The following is a 14702-nucleotide window of genomic DNA, read 5'->3' as shown; positions in this document are numbered from 1 at the left end:
CGGCTCGGTCGATGGTCCTAGGCCGATGTGCCCGCGCGCGGACCGGTCCCCGGGCCGATGCCCGCCGCGCCCTCCGCTTCCTAACGTCGCCCTCATGGCAGACGACCCCCGAACCCCAGCGCTCCCACCCTCCACCACCACCGCCCCCCACTCCGCCGCCGCGGCGCGCACCGCTCTGGTCACCGGGGCCTCGCGGGGGCTCGGACTGGCCCTGGCCCGCGCCCTGGCCGCCGAGGGGTGGCGCCTGGTCATCACCGCCCGCGGCGCCGCCGACCTCGCCGAGGCCGCCCGGGAGACCGGCGCCACCGCGCTCGCGGGCGACGTGACCGACCCCGCCCACCGGGCCCGCCTGGCGGAGGCGGCGCACGAGCTGGGCGGCCTGGATCTGCTGGTCAACAACGCGAGCACACTCGGGGCCGTCCCGCTGCCCCCGCTGGCCGCCTACCCTCTGGACGCGCTCGCCGACGCCCTGGCCGCCAACGTGGTCGCGCCCCTCGCCCTGATCCAGGCCACCTTGCGGGGGCTGCGCGAGCGCAGGGGCGCGGTGGTCAACATCTCCTCCGACGCGGCGGTGGGCGCCTACGAGGGGTGGGGCGGGTACGGCCTGAGCAAGGCGGCACTGGACCACCTGTCCAGCGTGCTCGCCGTCGAGGAACCGGACATCGCCGTCTGGTGGGTGGACCCCGGCGAGATGCGCACGCGCATGCTCGCGGACGCCCTCGGCGAGGAGGAGGCCGCGCAGGCGGCCGACCCGGCCGCCGTCGCGCCGTTCCTGGTCGATCTGGTCAAGCGGCGGCCGGGCAGCGGACGGGTGATCCGGTGATCGCCTTCGACCTCCCCCCGGTGCGCGAGGCGCACGAGCCGCCGGAGGCCCGGGGGGTGGCCCGCGACGCCGTCCGCCTCATGGTCAGCGAGAAGGACGGCGGATCGTCCACCCGTACGACCGGCAGGAACGGCGGCGGATCGACCACACGTACGGTGGGCGAGAACGGCGGTGGGGCGATCACCCATCACTCCTTCACCGACCTGCCCGGCCTGCTCGACCCCGGCGACGTGCTGGTGGTCAACGACTCCGCGACGCTGCCCGCGGCCGTGCGGCTCGACCGGCTGGCCGTCCACTTCTCCACCGAGCGCGAGGACGGCTCGTGGCTGGTGGAACTGCGGCGCCGCGTACGGGGCACGACCGCCCCGTACGCGGGGGGCGAGCCGGGCGAGTGGCTGCCGCTGCCCGGCGGCGCCACGCTTCGCCTGCTGGAGCGCGAGACGCCCCGGCTGTGGCGGGCGACGCTGGACCGCGACGTGCCCGCCTACCTGGGGGCGCACGGCGTGCCGATCCGCTACTCCTACGTCGGGCACGACTGGCCGCTGTCGGACTACCAGACGGTCTTCGGGGTGCGCCCCGGCAGCGCCGAGATGCCGAGCGCCGGGCGGCCGTTCAGCCACGATCTGGTCACCGCCCTGGTCAGCCGGGGCGTCGTCATCGCTCCCATCACCCTGCACACCGGCGTCGCCTCGCCGGAGAAGGACGAGCCGCCCTACCCCGAGCGCTTCGCCGTCCCGGCCTCGACCGCCCGCCTGGTCGGCCAGGCGGAGGGACGCGTCATCGCGGTGGGCACCACCGTGGTGCGAGCACTCGAGACGGCGGCCGCGGGGGGTGGCGGGGTGCGCCCGGCCGAGGGGTGGACCTCGCACATCGTCACGCCCGCCACGGGGGTGCGGGCGGTGGACGGCCTGATCACCGGCCTGCACGAACCGAGATCCAGTCACCTGCTGATGCTGTCGGCCATCGCCGGGGAAGACCTGCTCGCCCGGTCGTACGAGGAGGCACTGCGCGAGGGTTATCTATGGCATGAGTTCGGCGATCTCCACATGATCACGCCGCGTCGGTTCCCCTGAGGTGATGCGCGAGATCGCTCTGGCCCCGCAGGAGGCGCATGCCCATGACGGCATGCGCCTCGGCCTCCTCCGGCGCCGAACCGGCGTTGCGGCCTCAGGAGGTCACCTACCCGCGTGCCGGTGTCTCCGCCTCGTCCGGCCGGCCGTTCCTCACCCCGCACCGATGTTCTCGTGCTCAATACCTGGTGTTCCTGTGTGCGATACCAGGGGTTTCCCGTCATCGCATCGGCGGACAGCGCAGAGCGCCCAGCTACGTGAATGGCACCCTTTGTGACCATATCGAAATAAGACGGATATAAGTGGAACGCGGCAATCGATCAAGATAGAACCACTGATCTATCCGCGAACCCGTGCTCTCCGCTCCGCGACGGGATGGCCTCCCGTCCGAGGGGACCTGATCCCCACCTTCGCGTGCGGGGATGCCCTGCATGCCCGCAGGGACGGTTCGCGTGTCCATCGGGGACCGCGCGCCCGTCCCACGGCGCCGCGCGTCCCCGTCCTCTCCCCGACTCTGGAGACGTGCATGCGCCACCCCCTCGGCAAAATCGCGACCGCGCTCGCGACCGCCCCGCTCGCGGGCGCCCTGCTGCTCGCCGCCACCCCGGCCTCCGCCGCCCCCGCGTCCGCCACCACGGCCTCGGGTGCCACGGCCCACACCTCCGCGCGCACCAGCGCCGCCGAGCCGTACTCCTCCTTCGCCGTCACGGTGAAGGGCCCCAAGAAGATCAAGCGCGGCGGGACGATCGTCTACTCCATCAAGGCGGTCAACAAGGGCCCCTGGGTGGCCGACGCCTACTTCCTCGGCGGCACCCTCCCCAAGGGCCGCACTGGAACGGTGTACTTCGACGGCCCCAAGGGCACCGAGTGCGACTTCTACCCCGACGGCTTCTGGTGCTGGTCCCCCTACGAGCTGGAGAAGGGCGACCACGACTGGCTGACCATCGAGGTCAAGCTGAAGAAGAGCGTCAAGGGCAACGTGACCGCGAAGCTGGGCGTCAACTCCTTCGACGTCCCGACCGGCGCCGAGGACCTGAGCCGGGCCGAGCTCGACCGTATCGGCGTCAAGAGCTGGTACTTCACCAAGAAGGCCACCACCAAGGTCGGCTGATCCCCCGCACCGCCCGCGCCGGGTCGCCGACCCGGCGCGGCGCGGCCCGCGTGCCCGTCCACGAGCGCCACGGCGCCGTACCGCGGCGCGCGACCCTGCGCGGTGCGACCCGGATACGGCTACGCGGCGACGGCCAGGTGTTCGTCGTGGCGAAGGTGGTCGCCCAGCACGGTGGCATGAGCCAGGCCGGCGAGGGCGCGTCTGTCGACCCCGCTCGTGTGCGGGATGAGCGGGAACCTCGTCACCTCGACGACGAGCCCCTTGGCCGACACCACCCTGACCAACGAGGCCAGCAAGGTGTCCTCGCCGACGAACGACGGCCCGGTCGCCAGATGACCGGCGCGGTCGCGGAACCGCAGCGTGATCGGCCGCACCGGCGCGCCCGCGTCGATCGCCGCCTGGAAGACCGCGCGGCGGAACGGCCCCCCGCCCCTGCCGCACCAGGTGGTGCCCTCGGGGAAGGCCACGACGGACCGGCCGGCGCGCAGTGCGTCCGCGATCGCCCGCACGGTTCCGGGCAACGTCGACAGGCGCTCCCTGTGAATGAAGATCGCACCTGACCCTGCCACGAGCGAGCGGATCAACGGCCACGCCGCGATCTCGCTCTTGGCCAGCGCCAGGCACGGGGTCGTCGCCGCCACCACGAGCGGGTCCAGCCAGGAGACGTGGTTGGCGACGAGCAGCGCCCCCGCACTCCCGGGCTCCTCCTCCACCACCCGCATCGGCACCGCCGCGCCGCCCAGCACGGTGAACCCCTGGCGTACCTCCAGCCGCAGCCCGAGGACGCGCAGGAAGGTACGGGACCAGGCCATCGCCAGCGCGTCCGCCCGCGACCCGCCGAGCGCGCGGGCGGCCCACGTGCAGGGAAGGCCGGCCAGCACGACCACGACCGCCCCCACCAGGCGCGCCACGCGCCGCAGCGGCCCGGTGAGCTCCGTCGGGGCCGCGACGCACGAATCCACCGTGCACGGGGCCACGGGCAGCCAGCCGCCGCTCATTCCGCCACTCCGAGGAAGTGCCGCAGGTAGCGGGTGTCCACGTTGGCCAGCGAGAGCAGGACGAAGAAGTCGGCCGTCCCGAACATCGGATCGTGGGCCGGCATCCCGCAGATCCACGCCCCGAGCCGCAGATAGCCGCGCAGCAGCGGCGGCACCACGAACCGGTCGGGCCTGGCCACGCCCTCGCCCGTCCAGGGGTCGTGCGGCGTCACGCGGTACCGCTCCGGGCCGAGGCCGATGCCGTCCAGCACGCCCGCGGCCGCCCTGCCCCCGTCGTCCAGCGGCACCGAACAGCAGCCGCCCAGCCACGTGTAGCCGCCGGCGACCATGTACCGGGCGATGCCGGCCCACATGAGGCCGATCACCGTTCCGCCGCGGTGGTCGGGGTGGACGCAGGTGCGCCCCACCTCGACCATGCCGCCACGGATGCCGGCCAGCGCCGACAGGTCGAACTCTCCTTCGGAGTACAGCCGGTCGGACCGTCCTGGCGCGAGCATGCGGTAGGTGCCGACCACCGTGTCGCCCGAGCGCACCAGCAGATGGTCGCAGTAGGCGTCCAGACGGTCCACGTCCAGGCCGGAGATCGGCGAGTCGAGGTGGGCGCCCATCTCCTCGGCGAACACCTCGTAGCGCAGCCGCTGAGCCGCCCGCATGTCGGCGGCGTCCTTGGCCAGTTCGACGGTGTAGCGACCGCGCGCGTCGGTCAGCGTCCCCTGGCCGAGCCCCGGCCGGGGCGGGGCCTCTGTGACGATCCGCCCGGCCTCGAGCCGGGCACGGGAGCTCGCCGCCTCCAGGCGCGTACGGGGGCCCGCCGCCTCCAGGTGTGCCCTGGCACTCGAACCCTCCAGGTGTGCCCTGGGACTCGGACCTTCCAGGTGCGCCCGCGGGCTCGCCTGCTCCGAGCCCGGGTCGGGACGCGGGTGGAGGAGCGGCTGCTCCTGACCGGCGCGCGGGCCTGGAGGCGCCGCGCCGGGGTGGACGAGAGATTTCTCCGGCCCGGCACTGGGCCGCGCATCGGACCGGACGAGGGGTTCGTCGACGCTTCCGCCACGGACCTGACTGGCGAGCACCTCGGTCATGGGCATGCCTCCTCCTGTGCACACCCATGAAGACATGGGGACATGGCCATCTGCCGTCCGTATGGTGAACCGCTTGCACGCGCACTCTGAGCGGTCGGTAGCGTTGTCCGCGATGAAGCAGCGCACGCTTTTGATCACGCTGACCGGCCCCGACCGACCCGGAGTGACCTCCCGGTTGTTCACCGTGCTGGCCTCCTTCCCCGTCACCGTCGCCGACGTCGAGCAGGTCGTGATCCGCGGCCGGCTGATCCTGGGCGTCCTGGTCGCCTACGCGGGCGGCCCGCCGACCGGCACCGGCGGCACCCTGGGCGCCATGTGGGCCGCCGTCGAGCGCGTCGCCGAAGACCTCGGCATGGAGGTCGAGCTCACGACCGGCACCGACCTGAAGGAGAAGCGCCGCCGCGGGCGCCTCCACGTCACCGTCCTGGGCAACCCGCTGCAGCCGGCGGCCCTGGCGGGCATCGCGGGCCGCATCGCCGCCGCCGGCGCCAACATCGACCGCATCGAACGGCTCGCGCACCTGCCGGTCACCTGCATCGAGCTGGCGATCTCGGGGGCCGACCCCGACGCGCTGCGCACCGCGCTGACCGCCGAGGCCGTGCTGCAGCAGGTCGACGTCGCGGTACAGCGCTCCGGCCTGCACCGCAGGGCCAAGCGGCTGATCGTCATGGACGTCGACTCCACGCTCATCCAGGGCGAGGTCATCGAACTGCTGGCCGCGCACGCCGGGTGCATGGACGAGGTCGAGAAGATCACGACGGCGGCCATGCGAGGTGAGCTCGACTTCGCCGCCTCACTGCGCGAACGCGTCGCCCTCCTGGAGGGCCTGCCGGAGGAGGTCTTCGAACGGGTCCGCGAGGAGGTCGTCCTCACCCCCGGCGCCCGCACTCTGGTGCGCACCCTGAAGCGGCTGGACTACCGCTTCGCGATCGTCAGCGGCGGCTTCACCCAGATCACCGACTCGCTGGTCACCGAGCTGGGCATCGACTACTCCGCGGCCAACACCCTGGAGGTCGTGGACGGCAAGCTCACCGGGCGGGTCATCGGCGAGATCGTCGACCGTCCCGGCAAGGCGCGGGCCCTCGAGCGGTTCGCCCAGCAGGCGCGCATCCCGATCAGCCAGACCGTGGCCATCGGCGACGGCGCCAACGACCTCGACATGATCGCGGCCGCGGGGCTGGGCATCGCGTTCAACGCCAAGCCGGTCCTGCGGCAGGCCGCCGACGCGGCGGTGAACGTCCCGTACCTCGACGCGATCTTGTACCTGCTCGGCATCTCCCGCGAGGAGGTGGAGGCCGCCGACGCCGAAGACGGCCTCACCACTCCCCCCACCACCTGACGGACCCGGCCCCGGCTCGCGGGCCTGCGGCACCCCGCCGCGGCCGTCCCGGCCTCACGCCCATCGGCGCCCTAGCGCGGCCGTCCCCGGCCTCACGCCCATGGCACCTCGCGGGCCTTCGGCGGCCTCCGGCTTCGAGCGGACGGCGTGCTGGCGGCGTTCAGTGCCCCTTGGGGGTCCAGCGGCCGACCACGCGGCCGTCTCCGGGCCCCAGGTCGGCCCAGGGGCCGGTTTCCAGCACCGCGAACGCTCCCGGCGGGAACCCCTCGTCGTCGTGCGTCAGCGAGAGGTTCAGGACCAGCTCGTGAACCCCCGGGTTGTGGCCCACCAGCAGCAGGGTGGACACCTCGCCGTCCGTACGGCCGATCAGCTCCAGCAGTTCGTCCGGATACGCCTCGTAGATCTCGGTCTCGACGTGGACGGGGGCGTCCGAGGCGAGGCCGGCCAGCGCCAGTTCGGCGGTGCGCCTGGTGCGGATCGACGGCGAGCACAGCACCAGCTCAGGACTCAGCCCGAGCCGCCTGAGCGTCTCACCGGCCCGCTCGGCGTCCCGCTCGCCGCGATCGGTGAGGGGACGCTCGCGGTCGGCCAGCCCGGGCACGTGCGCGGCCTTGGCATGTCTCAGCACGATGAGCGTGTTCACTCCCCCAACTATCCCATTACACGCGTACGGCTACCGCCCTCCTCGGACGGTAGCCGCACTTTCACCTCTGGCCGCCCGCGGGCGCCGGCCGTTCAGGCCGGCGCCGCGCCGTGCGGCACTAGATGCCGTTGGTCGTCAGCTCGACACCTTCTCGGTCTCGACCTTCTCGGCCGGGGTGCCGCCCGTGGGGGCGATGCTCGTCGAGCGCCGCTTGGAGACGACGATCGCGCCGACGACGATCACGACCGCGACCAGCGTGACGCCGACGCGGACGACGGCGTTGTCGGCGTAGGTCACGACGGCCGGGGCGATGAGCAGGGCCACGAGGTTCATGACCTTGATCAGCGGGTTGATCGCCGGACCGGCGGTGTCCTTGAACGGGTCGCCGACGGTGTCGCCGATGATGGTGGCCTCGTGGGCCTGCGACCCCTTGCCGCCGTGGTGGCCGTCCTCGACGAGCTTCTTGGCGTTGTCCCAGGCGCCGCCCGAGTTGGCCAGGAAGACCGCCATCAGCGTGCCCGCGGCGATCGCGCCCGCGAGGTAGGCGCCGAGGGGCGCGTACCCGAAGGCGAAGCCGACCGCGATCGGCGTCATGACGGCCAGCAGGCCCGGCGTGGCCAGCTCGCGCAGCGAGTCGCGGGTGCAGATGTCCACGACGCGGCCGTAGTCGGGCAGTTCTTCACCGGTCATGATGCCCGGCTTGGTGCGGAACTGCTCGCGCACCTCGAACACGACCCGTCCCGCCGCGCGGCCCACGGCGCTGATCGCCAGGCCGGAGAACAGGAACACGACCGCGGCGCCGATGATGAGGCCGACGAGCACGTTCGGCGAGTCGACGCTGAGGCTGAAGGAGCTGAAGGAGCCCAGCGCGTCCTTCACCCCGGCGCTCGCCGCGGCGAGCTGGCTTTCGACGGCGGTGCGGAACGAGCCGAACAGCGCGGTCGCCGCGAGCACGGCCGTCGCGATCGCGATGCCCTTGGTGATCGCCTTGGTGGTGTTGCCCACCGCGTCGAGGGAGGTGAGGATGCGGGCGCCCTCGCCCTCGACGTCGCCGGACATCTCGGCGATGCCCTGCGCGTTGTCGGAGACCGGGCCGAAGGTGTCCATGGACACGATGACGCCGACGGTGGTGAGCAGGCCGGTGCCGGCCAGGGCCACCGCGAACAGCGCCACGGTCACGTTGCCGAAGCCCAGCAGGAACGCCCCGTACACCGCGCCGCCGATGAGCAGCGCCGAGTAGACCGCCGACTCAAGGCCGACGGAGATGCCGGACAGGATGACCGTGGCCGGGCCGGTGAGCGAGCTCTCGCCGATCTCCCTGACCGGGCGGCGGTTGGTCTCGGTGAAGTAGCCGGTGAGCACCTGGATGGCGCTGGCGAGCACCAGGCCGATGAGGACAGCGCCGATGGCGATCAGCCGCGGGTCGGAGCTGAGCCCGGCGATCGCCGGGCTGACGTCGGTGAGCTGGGAGAACGAGCCGGGCAGGTAGAGGTAGGCGGCCACGGCCACCAGGACGGCTGAGATCGCCGCCGAGATGAAGAAGCCGCGGTTGATGGCCGCCATGCCGTTGCGGTCGCCGCTGCGGGGCGCGGTGGTGAAGATGCCGATGATCGCGGTCAGCACGCCGATCATCGGGACGATGAGCGGGAAGACCAGGCCCTCGGTGCCGAAGGCCGCCTTGCCCAGGATGAGGCTCGCGACCAGCATGACCGCGTAGGACTCGAACAGGTCGGCCGCCATGCCGGCGCAGTCGCCGACGTTGTCGCCCACGTTGTCGGCGATCGTGGCGGCGTTGCGCGGGTCGTCCTCGGGGATGCCCTGCTCGACCTTGCCGACCAGGTCGGCGCCCACGTCGGCCGCCTTGGTGAAGATGCCGCCGCCGACACGCATGAACATCGCCAGGAGCGCCGCGCCGAATCCGAAGCCCTCGAGCACGCTCGGAGCGTCGCCCTTGTAGATGAACACGACGATCGCGGCGCCCAGCAGGCCGAGCCCGACGGTGAACATGCCGGCCACGCCACCGGTACGGAACGCGATGCGCATCGCGGGCTTCTCACCCGCCTCGCGGGCGGCGGCCGCCACACGGACATTGCCCCGCACAGCCAGCCACATACCCATGAAGCCGGTCAACGCGGAGAATGCCGCACCGACCACGAAGAAGACGGAGCGTCCGATGGCGACGCTGGTCGACTCCGAGGGCAGGAGAAGCAGCAGGAACGGGATGAGCACCACAAAAAGTGCAAGCGTTCTGAACTGTCGCGTTAGATACGCGGCGGCGCCTTCCTGGACCGCTCGCGCGATGTTCTGCATTCGCTCTGTGCCTTGACCTGCGGCGAGCACCTCGCGGACGAGACCGCCCGCTACGGCGAGCGCCAGCAGCGCCACGGCGGCCACCACGATCACGATTGTGAGGTGGGAACCGCTAAGAGATACCGCTGCGGCGTCGTCAGCGGCGAGATTGAGCCTAGACATCCGTCCTCCTCGGCCAGACGGGTAGGTCCATGCCCAGACCGCGCTGCGAGTCAGTCGGGGGGCGGCGCGCATCCGAGCTGGATTGGCAGTGCCGCTTCCGGTAACGTCCGCAGACCTTCCCGCAGGGCGACGTTGATCTGCGGGGACAAAACCTTGGCCGGTGCCGGGAGTCTACGCAGGCACAGGCCAGATATGAAGCCTCTTCCACCAGCCAATTAGGGCCCAGTCCAGTAAGGTGCGGGGCTTTGCCCAGTAACAACGCGGTTTTCCGTGTGTCAGATCGGTCGACGGCCGGGTTACGGACAGACGTTCATTGCCTAATTATTATGTCCGTATACCCGCGCTGACGTGCGGCGACGCCCCAACACCCTCACCCGCACCACCATGAACACCCCTCCGCCGGCACCGCCCTCCACCCCGGCCTTCAGCGGACCTCGGCCCTCACCAGGACGGCCGGATGCTGACGGCACGAGGACGGATCACGCGAAGATGTCGGCAGTCCTCCTCTGCCGGCCTCAGGACGCCGCTCCCCTGACGCCGGGCCGGCCACTCCACAGCGGCCCGGCCACGACGCAGCAGGGTTCTGACCAGAGGCGCGTCGTAAGGCTCGCGCTCATGCGGCAGCCCGCCGCGGCGCGGCACGACGACCGGCGCGGCACGACGACCTCGGTGGCGCGGCGCCGCTCTGCCAAGATGCCCGGGCAGAGGGCGCCTCTACGGAGGTGGACAGGGTCAGGACGGCCAGGTCAGCAGGGCGCGGACGACGCCCGCGGCGCGACCACGCGTCGGGACGACGCCTGCCAGGCTCGGGTCGCACGACCGGGAACCGACCGGCGCGATCCCTGCACTAAGGATCGACGGATCCCGGGCGGTGGGCCGGACCATGCCTGGCCGGGGCGAGCGCGATCGACCAGGTCGATCCGGGTCACCCCGACGAGATGGAACAACCGAGAAGACGACCCCGTGGCCCCGCTGGAAGACAGCCCCCGTGGCCACTCTCAGGCGGTGGCGAACCCTGCGGCGGTGGCGGGCCAGCTCATCCTGATCCGCAGCCCCTTGGCACTCGGATACACCTCGACGTCATCGGCCAGCGCGGCGATGACGGCGATGCCGAACCCGGACATCAGCGTGTCGGCGGGGAGCAGGCTGGCCAACTCGGTGCCGTTGACGGCCGTCGGCAACTCGTCCTCGTCCTTGTACGCCTGTTCGAGATCGTCGCTCGGTGCCGAGTCTGTGACGGTGACCTCGAAGCGCCCTGAGTCGTCGCACAACTCGATGCGGATGGGCTCGCCCGGGCAGTGGACGCGGTGCGCCTCCACTGCCCGTGAGCAGGCCTCACCCACAGCGAGCCGCACCTCGTCCAGCAGGTCCTCCGCAACCCCGGTGCGCCGCGCGATGGCCGTTGCGACCAGCCGCGCGGTGCGCACGTGAGCCGGAAGAGCACTGAACGTCAGCTCGACGGTGGCCATGACTACTTGTCTCGGCCGTGAGCTTCCTTGGCCTCTTCGACCGAGGCGTAAATCCCGAAGACCTTGGTCAGGCCGGTGATCCGGAAGATCTTCAGGATGCGCTCCTGCGTACAGACGAGCTCCAGGGAGCCGTCGTGCGCCCGAACGCGCTTGAGCCCGCCGACCAGGACACCGAGCCCCGTGGAGTCCAGGAAGTCCACCTTCTCCATGTTGACGAGAAGGTGGAAGTTGCCCTTGTTGACCAGGTCGATCAGCAGCTCACGCAGCCTCGGCGCGGTATAGACATCGATCTCACCCTCGACTTCCACGATGGTGAGTCGGTCTTCAGTGTGGTGGTCCAACTTCAGATCCACAGATCCTCCAGCGCCTTGCCTGCTGAGTCCACGACGAGGGGTCTGACATGCTGGGACCCCAAGTCCCAGCGCGCAATACCCTGACGCGCGGCATTCAACCACGCCCCGCCTTCGTGTCTATACGAAATCACGACTCCGGGCGACTCTCCCCCAAGATGCCAAACTGGAAACCAGTGACTCCGACTACATCACCCTCACGGCGAGCGGACCCGATCCTTGCTCGTCTGCTCGGCGTACCCGCGCGCCGTGAACGCATCACACACGTAGAGTACGTCGCCGCACGTCAGGCAGGTAAGGCGACCTGGCCTTCCTGGGTCGACGAGCTGCTTGTCAGCCGTCTTCGAAATCTCGGCGTCGAGGGTCTCTGGGAGCACCAGGCCACCGCCGCTGAGCTGGTACATCGTGGCCAAAACGTGATCATCGCGACAGGCACCGCGTCGGGAAAATCTTTGGCCTACCTGGTGCCGGCCGTGTCCGAGATCCTGTCCGGAGGCTCGGTCCTGTACCTGACGCCGACCAAGGCACTGGCCGCCGACCAGTTGCGTTCGGTGCGCGATCTGAAGCTCGCCCAGGTGCGCGCCGCCACCTACGACGGGGACACTCCGCCCGACGAGCGTCAATGGGTGCGCAAGCATGCGAACTACGTGCTGACCAACCCCGACATGCTCCACCGGTCGATGCTGCCCCACCACTCGGCGTGGTCGTCCTTCTGGCGCCGGCTGAAGCTGGTCGTCGTGGACGAGTGCCATGGGTACCGGGGTGTCTTCGGATCACATGTGGCCCAGATCTTGCGCCGCCTCCGCCGGATATGCGGAAAATACGGCTCCCATCCGGTATTCATGCTGGTCTCCGCCACGGTCAGCGACCCCGCCGCCGCCGCGATGCGCCTGACGGGCCTTGAGATGGCCGAGGTGACCACGGACGCCTCTCCCCGGGGTTCCACGACCTTCGCCCTGTGGGAGCCGCCTCTGACGGATCTGCGGGGCGAGGGAGGCGCCCCCGTCCGGCGCACGGTGACGGCCGAGGCCGCCGACCTGCTCACCGATCTGGTCATCGACGACGTGCGCACCCTCGCTTTCGTCCGGTCGCGACGCGCCGCCGAGACGATCTCGCTGATCGCCCGGGAGAACCTCGAGGAGATCTCGCCCGAGCTGCCCGCCAAGGTGGCGGCCTATCGCGCCGGGTACCTCGCCGAGGACAGGCGCGCTCTGGAACGGGCGCTGCGCTCCGGCCAGATCACCGGCCTGGCGACGACCAACGCCCTGGAACTGGGCATCGATGTGTCCGGACTGGACGCCGTCCTCATCGCGGGATGGCCCGGCACGCGCGCCTCCCTGTGGCAGCAGGCCGGACGCGCGGGCCGCGACGGCCAGGACGCCCTCGCCGTGCTGATCGCGCGCGACGACCCGCTGGACACCTACCTCGTCCACCATCCGCAGGCCCTGTTCGGCCGGCCGGTCGAGGCCATCGTGCTCGACCCGGACAACCCGTACGTCCTGGGCCCGCACCTGTGCGCGGCGGCGGCCGAGATCCCGCTGACCGAGGCGGACCTGCCGGTGTTCGGCCCGTCCACGGAAGAGGTGCTCGACGACCTCGTCCAGCGCGGGATGCTCCGGCGCCGCCCCCAGGGCTGGTTCTGGACACGCCGCGAGCGCGCCGCCAACCTGGCCGACATCCGGGGCTCCGGCGGGCCGCCGATCGAGGTCGTTGAGTCCTCCACGGGGCGGCTGCTCGGCACCGTCGACGAGCCGTCCGCCCACACCGCCGTCCACACCGGCGCCGTGCACATCCACCAGGGCGACACCTACCTCGTGGAGGAACTCGACCTGGACGCGGGCGTCGCCCTGGTGTCGGCGTCCGACCCTGACTACTCCACCTTCGCCCGGGACGTCACCGACATCTCCGTGCTGGAATCCCTGCGGTCGCATGCCTTCGGGCCGGGCGAGCTGCACTTCGGGACGGTGGAGGTCACCCGGCAGGTCGTGTCCTTCCTCAAGCGCCGCGTCAAGACCGGCGAGGTGCTCGGCGAGGAACCCCTCGACCTGCCGCCCCGCACCCTGCGCACCCGCGCCGTGTGGTGGACCCTCCCGGACGCCGCCGTGGCACCGCTGCTCGCCGAGGGCCTCGACCTCGGCGGCGCGGCGCACGCAGCCGAGCACGCCTCCATCGGCCTGCTTCCGCTGTTCGCCACCTGCGACCGCTGGGACATCGGCGGGGTCTCCACCGAACTGCACCCCGACACCGGCCTCCTCACGGTCTTCGTCTACGACGGCCACGAGGGCGGAGCCGGCTTCGCCGAGCGCGGCCACGCCCGCGCCCTCGACTGGCTCACGGCCACCCGCGAGGCCATCGCCTCCTGCGAGTGCGAACGCGGGTGCCCGTCCTGCATCCAGTCCCCCAAATGCGGCAACGGCAACGACCCCCTCGACAAACAAGGCGCCATCCGCCTCCTCACCACCCTCCTGACCAAACCCACCACCCCCTCACCCCCCACCTGACGAATTCACCAGCCCGGCCCCCACCCCGACGAAAGCCACCAACTCCCCACCACCCACCTGACGGAGTTCACCTACTCGCTCTCCGGTCCCACCGATGACCCCCGCTGTGAGGCTGTCCACGGACGCGGATCTTCGTACGAGTGGTCACCTGGGACCCGCGCGCGCTTCGGCGGAGGCGTGGCGATCGCCGAACCATGGGAGCCGCAATGGGACCTCGACCCGCACGACGACCACGGCTCCCTCAACATGGCATTTCGTGATCGAAGCATCGTTGGCCGAGGCGAGATCGCGCGCGTGCCGACACGCCGTCTCCGGCGATGCCATCGCTTGGCGCGCCGCGGCCAGGGCGCTGAGATCGGCGGCCGACTGAGCATGGTGCCGGGCTGTGCGCGCGACCCCTACCAGCACCAACGCGCCCGCGGTGAACCAGATCAACGTCATGAGCGCGACGACCCAAACAGTGCCCGCCCCCCGATCGCTCCCCACCCTTCGCCCCGCCTCGACGACCGACCACGTCCTCACCATGGACTCCCGCCCCATCGACGTTTCGACCTGCCCCCACGGCCCATCCCTCGCGTAGACGCCTCCCCCCATCAGCCCCTCGACCCGCCTCAGCAGATCTCGACCTGCCGCCATGAGCCAGAGCCTCCCTCGGTGATCCCAGCCCGCCCCCAACAGCCCGTCACCCCCCATCGACGGCCCCTCCATCGGCTCCTCGACCGCCGGAACAGACCTCGGCCAGCCGCCACGAGCCAGAGCCTCCCTCGGTGATCCCAGCCCGCCCCCAACAGCCCGTCACCCCCCATCGACGGCCCCTCCATCGGCTCCTCGACCGCCGGAACAGTAC

Annotated in this window: 12 protein-coding genes; 5 read left to right on the top strand and 7 right to left on the bottom strand. The window is 71.3% G+C overall.

Features of this window, described 5'->3' with window-relative positions:
- The first annotated feature begins 94 nt into the window (after window positions 1–94).
- The 3 genes from ABZT47_RS08555 (at window position 95) to ABZT47_RS08545 (ending at window position 3004) form a co-directional block, all read left to right on the top strand.
- The gene (locus tag ABZT47_RS08555) at window positions 95–823 is read left to right on the top strand and encodes an SDR family NAD(P)-dependent oxidoreductase (protein WP_354837701.1); all 729 of its coding nucleotides are present in this window, start codon (window positions 95–97) and stop codon (window positions 821–823) included.
- The gene (locus ABZT47_RS08550) at window positions 820–1896 is read left to right on the top strand and encodes an S-adenosylmethionine:tRNA ribosyltransferase-isomerase (RefSeq protein WP_354837699.1); all 1077 of its coding nucleotides are present in this window, start codon (window positions 820–822) and stop codon (window positions 1894–1896) included. Before ABZT47_RS08555 ends, ABZT47_RS08550 begins: the two co-directional genes overlap by 4 nt.
- Before the next feature lie 523 nt (window positions 1897–2419).
- Window positions 2420–3004, top strand: coding sequence for a hypothetical protein (locus ABZT47_RS08545; protein ID WP_354837698.1), 585 nt, complete (start codon window positions 2420–2422; stop codon window positions 3002–3004).
- Window positions 3005–3123: 119 nt separating this feature from the next.
- Here the strand turns inward: ABZT47_RS08545 and ABZT47_RS08540 are convergent, their stop codons facing one another.
- Window positions 3124–4002 (bottom strand): lysophospholipid acyltransferase family protein, encoded by an 879-nt coding sequence (locus ABZT47_RS08540; protein WP_354837696.1) that lies wholly within the window; start codon window positions 4000–4002, stop codon window positions 3124–3126.
- Entirely contained in the window at window positions 3999–5087 is a 1089-nt protein-coding gene (locus tag ABZT47_RS08535) for a GNAT family N-acyltransferase (protein WP_354837694.1), read from the bottom strand. The genes ABZT47_RS08540 and ABZT47_RS08535 overlap by 4 nt, the downstream gene beginning before the upstream one ends.
- A 106-nt stretch (window positions 5088–5193) precedes the next feature.
- On the opposite strand from ABZT47_RS08535, the gene serB reads away from it, so the two are divergent.
- Window positions 5194–6420, top strand: a complete 1227-nt coding sequence (gene serB / locus ABZT47_RS08530) for a phosphoserine phosphatase SerB (protein WP_354837692.1) — start codon at window positions 5194–5196, stop codon at window positions 6418–6420.
- 160 nt (window positions 6421–6580) lie between these two features.
- Here the strand turns inward: serB and ABZT47_RS08525 are convergent, their stop codons facing one another.
- The 4 genes from ABZT47_RS08525 to ABZT47_RS08510 all read right to left on the bottom strand — a co-directional run bounded on the left by ABZT47_RS08525 (window position 6581) and on the right by ABZT47_RS08510 (window position 11357).
- Complete coding sequence (locus ABZT47_RS08525; RefSeq protein ID WP_354837690.1) at window positions 6581–7063, bottom strand: histidine phosphatase family protein; 483 nt, start codon at window positions 7061–7063, stop codon at window positions 6581–6583.
- A 135-nt stretch (window positions 7064–7198) separates the two neighbouring features.
- Complete coding sequence (locus ABZT47_RS08520) at window positions 7199–9535, bottom strand: sodium-translocating pyrophosphatase (RefSeq protein ID WP_354837688.1); 2337 nt, start codon at window positions 9533–9535, stop codon at window positions 7199–7201.
- 998 nt (window positions 9536–10533) lie between these two features.
- The gene (locus ABZT47_RS08515; protein WP_354837686.1) at window positions 10534–11004 is read right to left on the bottom strand and encodes an ATP-binding protein; all 471 of its coding nucleotides are present in this window, start codon (window positions 11002–11004) and stop codon (window positions 10534–10536) included.
- A gap of 2 nt (window positions 11005–11006) precedes the next feature.
- The gene (locus ABZT47_RS08510; RefSeq protein WP_114029683.1) at window positions 11007–11357 is read right to left on the bottom strand and encodes an STAS domain-containing protein; all 351 of its coding nucleotides are present in this window, start codon (window positions 11355–11357) and stop codon (window positions 11007–11009) included.
- 155 nt (window positions 11358–11512) lie between these two features.
- Between ABZT47_RS08510 and ABZT47_RS08505 the strand changes: the two genes are divergently transcribed.
- On the top strand, window positions 11513–13855 hold the full coding sequence (locus tag ABZT47_RS08505) for a DEAD/DEAH box helicase (protein ID WP_354837683.1): 2343 nt from the start codon (window positions 11513–11515) through the stop codon (window positions 13853–13855).
- Window positions 13856–13999: 144 nt separating this feature from the next.
- Here the strand turns inward: ABZT47_RS08505 and ABZT47_RS08500 are convergent, their stop codons facing one another.
- Entirely contained in the window at window positions 14000–14380 is a 381-nt protein-coding gene (locus ABZT47_RS08500) for an Rv3654c family TadE-like protein (RefSeq protein ID WP_354838710.1), read from the bottom strand.
- Window positions 14381–14702: the final 322 nt, after the last annotated feature.

The organism is Sphaerisporangium sp. NPDC005289, assembly GCF_040607455.1.
GTDB lineage: Bacteria > Actinomycetota > Actinomycetes > Streptosporangiales > Streptosporangiaceae > Sphaerisporangium > Sphaerisporangium rhizosphaerae.
The sequence above is the reverse complement of the archived record's forward strand: the minus strand, read 5'-3'. Positions and strand labels throughout refer to the sequence as shown.

Excerpts from the sequence above, each read along its gene's own strand:
- ABZT47_RS08500 (WP_354838710.1), bottom strand. The coding sequence starts at position 14,380 with ATGGTGAGGACGTGGTCGGTCGTCGAGGCGGGGCGAAGGGTGGGGAGC.
- ABZT47_RS08520 (WP_354837688.1), bottom strand. The coding sequence starts at position 9,535 with ATGTCTAGGCTCAATCTCGCCGCTGACGACGCCGCAGCGGTATCTCTT.
- serB (WP_354837692.1), top strand. The coding sequence starts at position 5,194 with ATGAAGCAGCGCACGCTTTTGATCACGCTGACCGGCCCCGACCGACCC.
- ABZT47_RS08545 (WP_354837698.1), top strand. The coding sequence starts at position 2,420 with ATGCGCCACCCCCTCGGCAAAATCGCGACCGCGCTCGCGACCGCCCCG.
- ABZT47_RS08535 (WP_354837694.1), bottom strand. The coding sequence starts at position 5,087 with ATGCCCATGACCGAGGTGCTCGCCAGTCAGGTCCGTGGCGGAAGCGTC.
- ABZT47_RS08515 (WP_354837686.1), bottom strand. The coding sequence starts at position 11,004 with ATGGCCACCGTCGAGCTGACGTTCAGTGCTCTTCCGGCTCACGTGCGC.
- ABZT47_RS08540 (WP_354837696.1), bottom strand. The coding sequence starts at position 4,002 with ATGAGCGGCGGCTGGCTGCCCGTGGCCCCGTGCACGGTGGATTCGTGC.
- ABZT47_RS08555 (WP_354837701.1), top strand. The coding sequence starts at position 95 with ATGGCAGACGACCCCCGAACCCCAGCGCTCCCACCCTCCACCACCACC.
- ABZT47_RS08505 (WP_354837683.1), top strand. The coding sequence starts at position 11,513 with ATGCCAAACTGGAAACCAGTGACTCCGACTACATCACCCTCACGGCGA.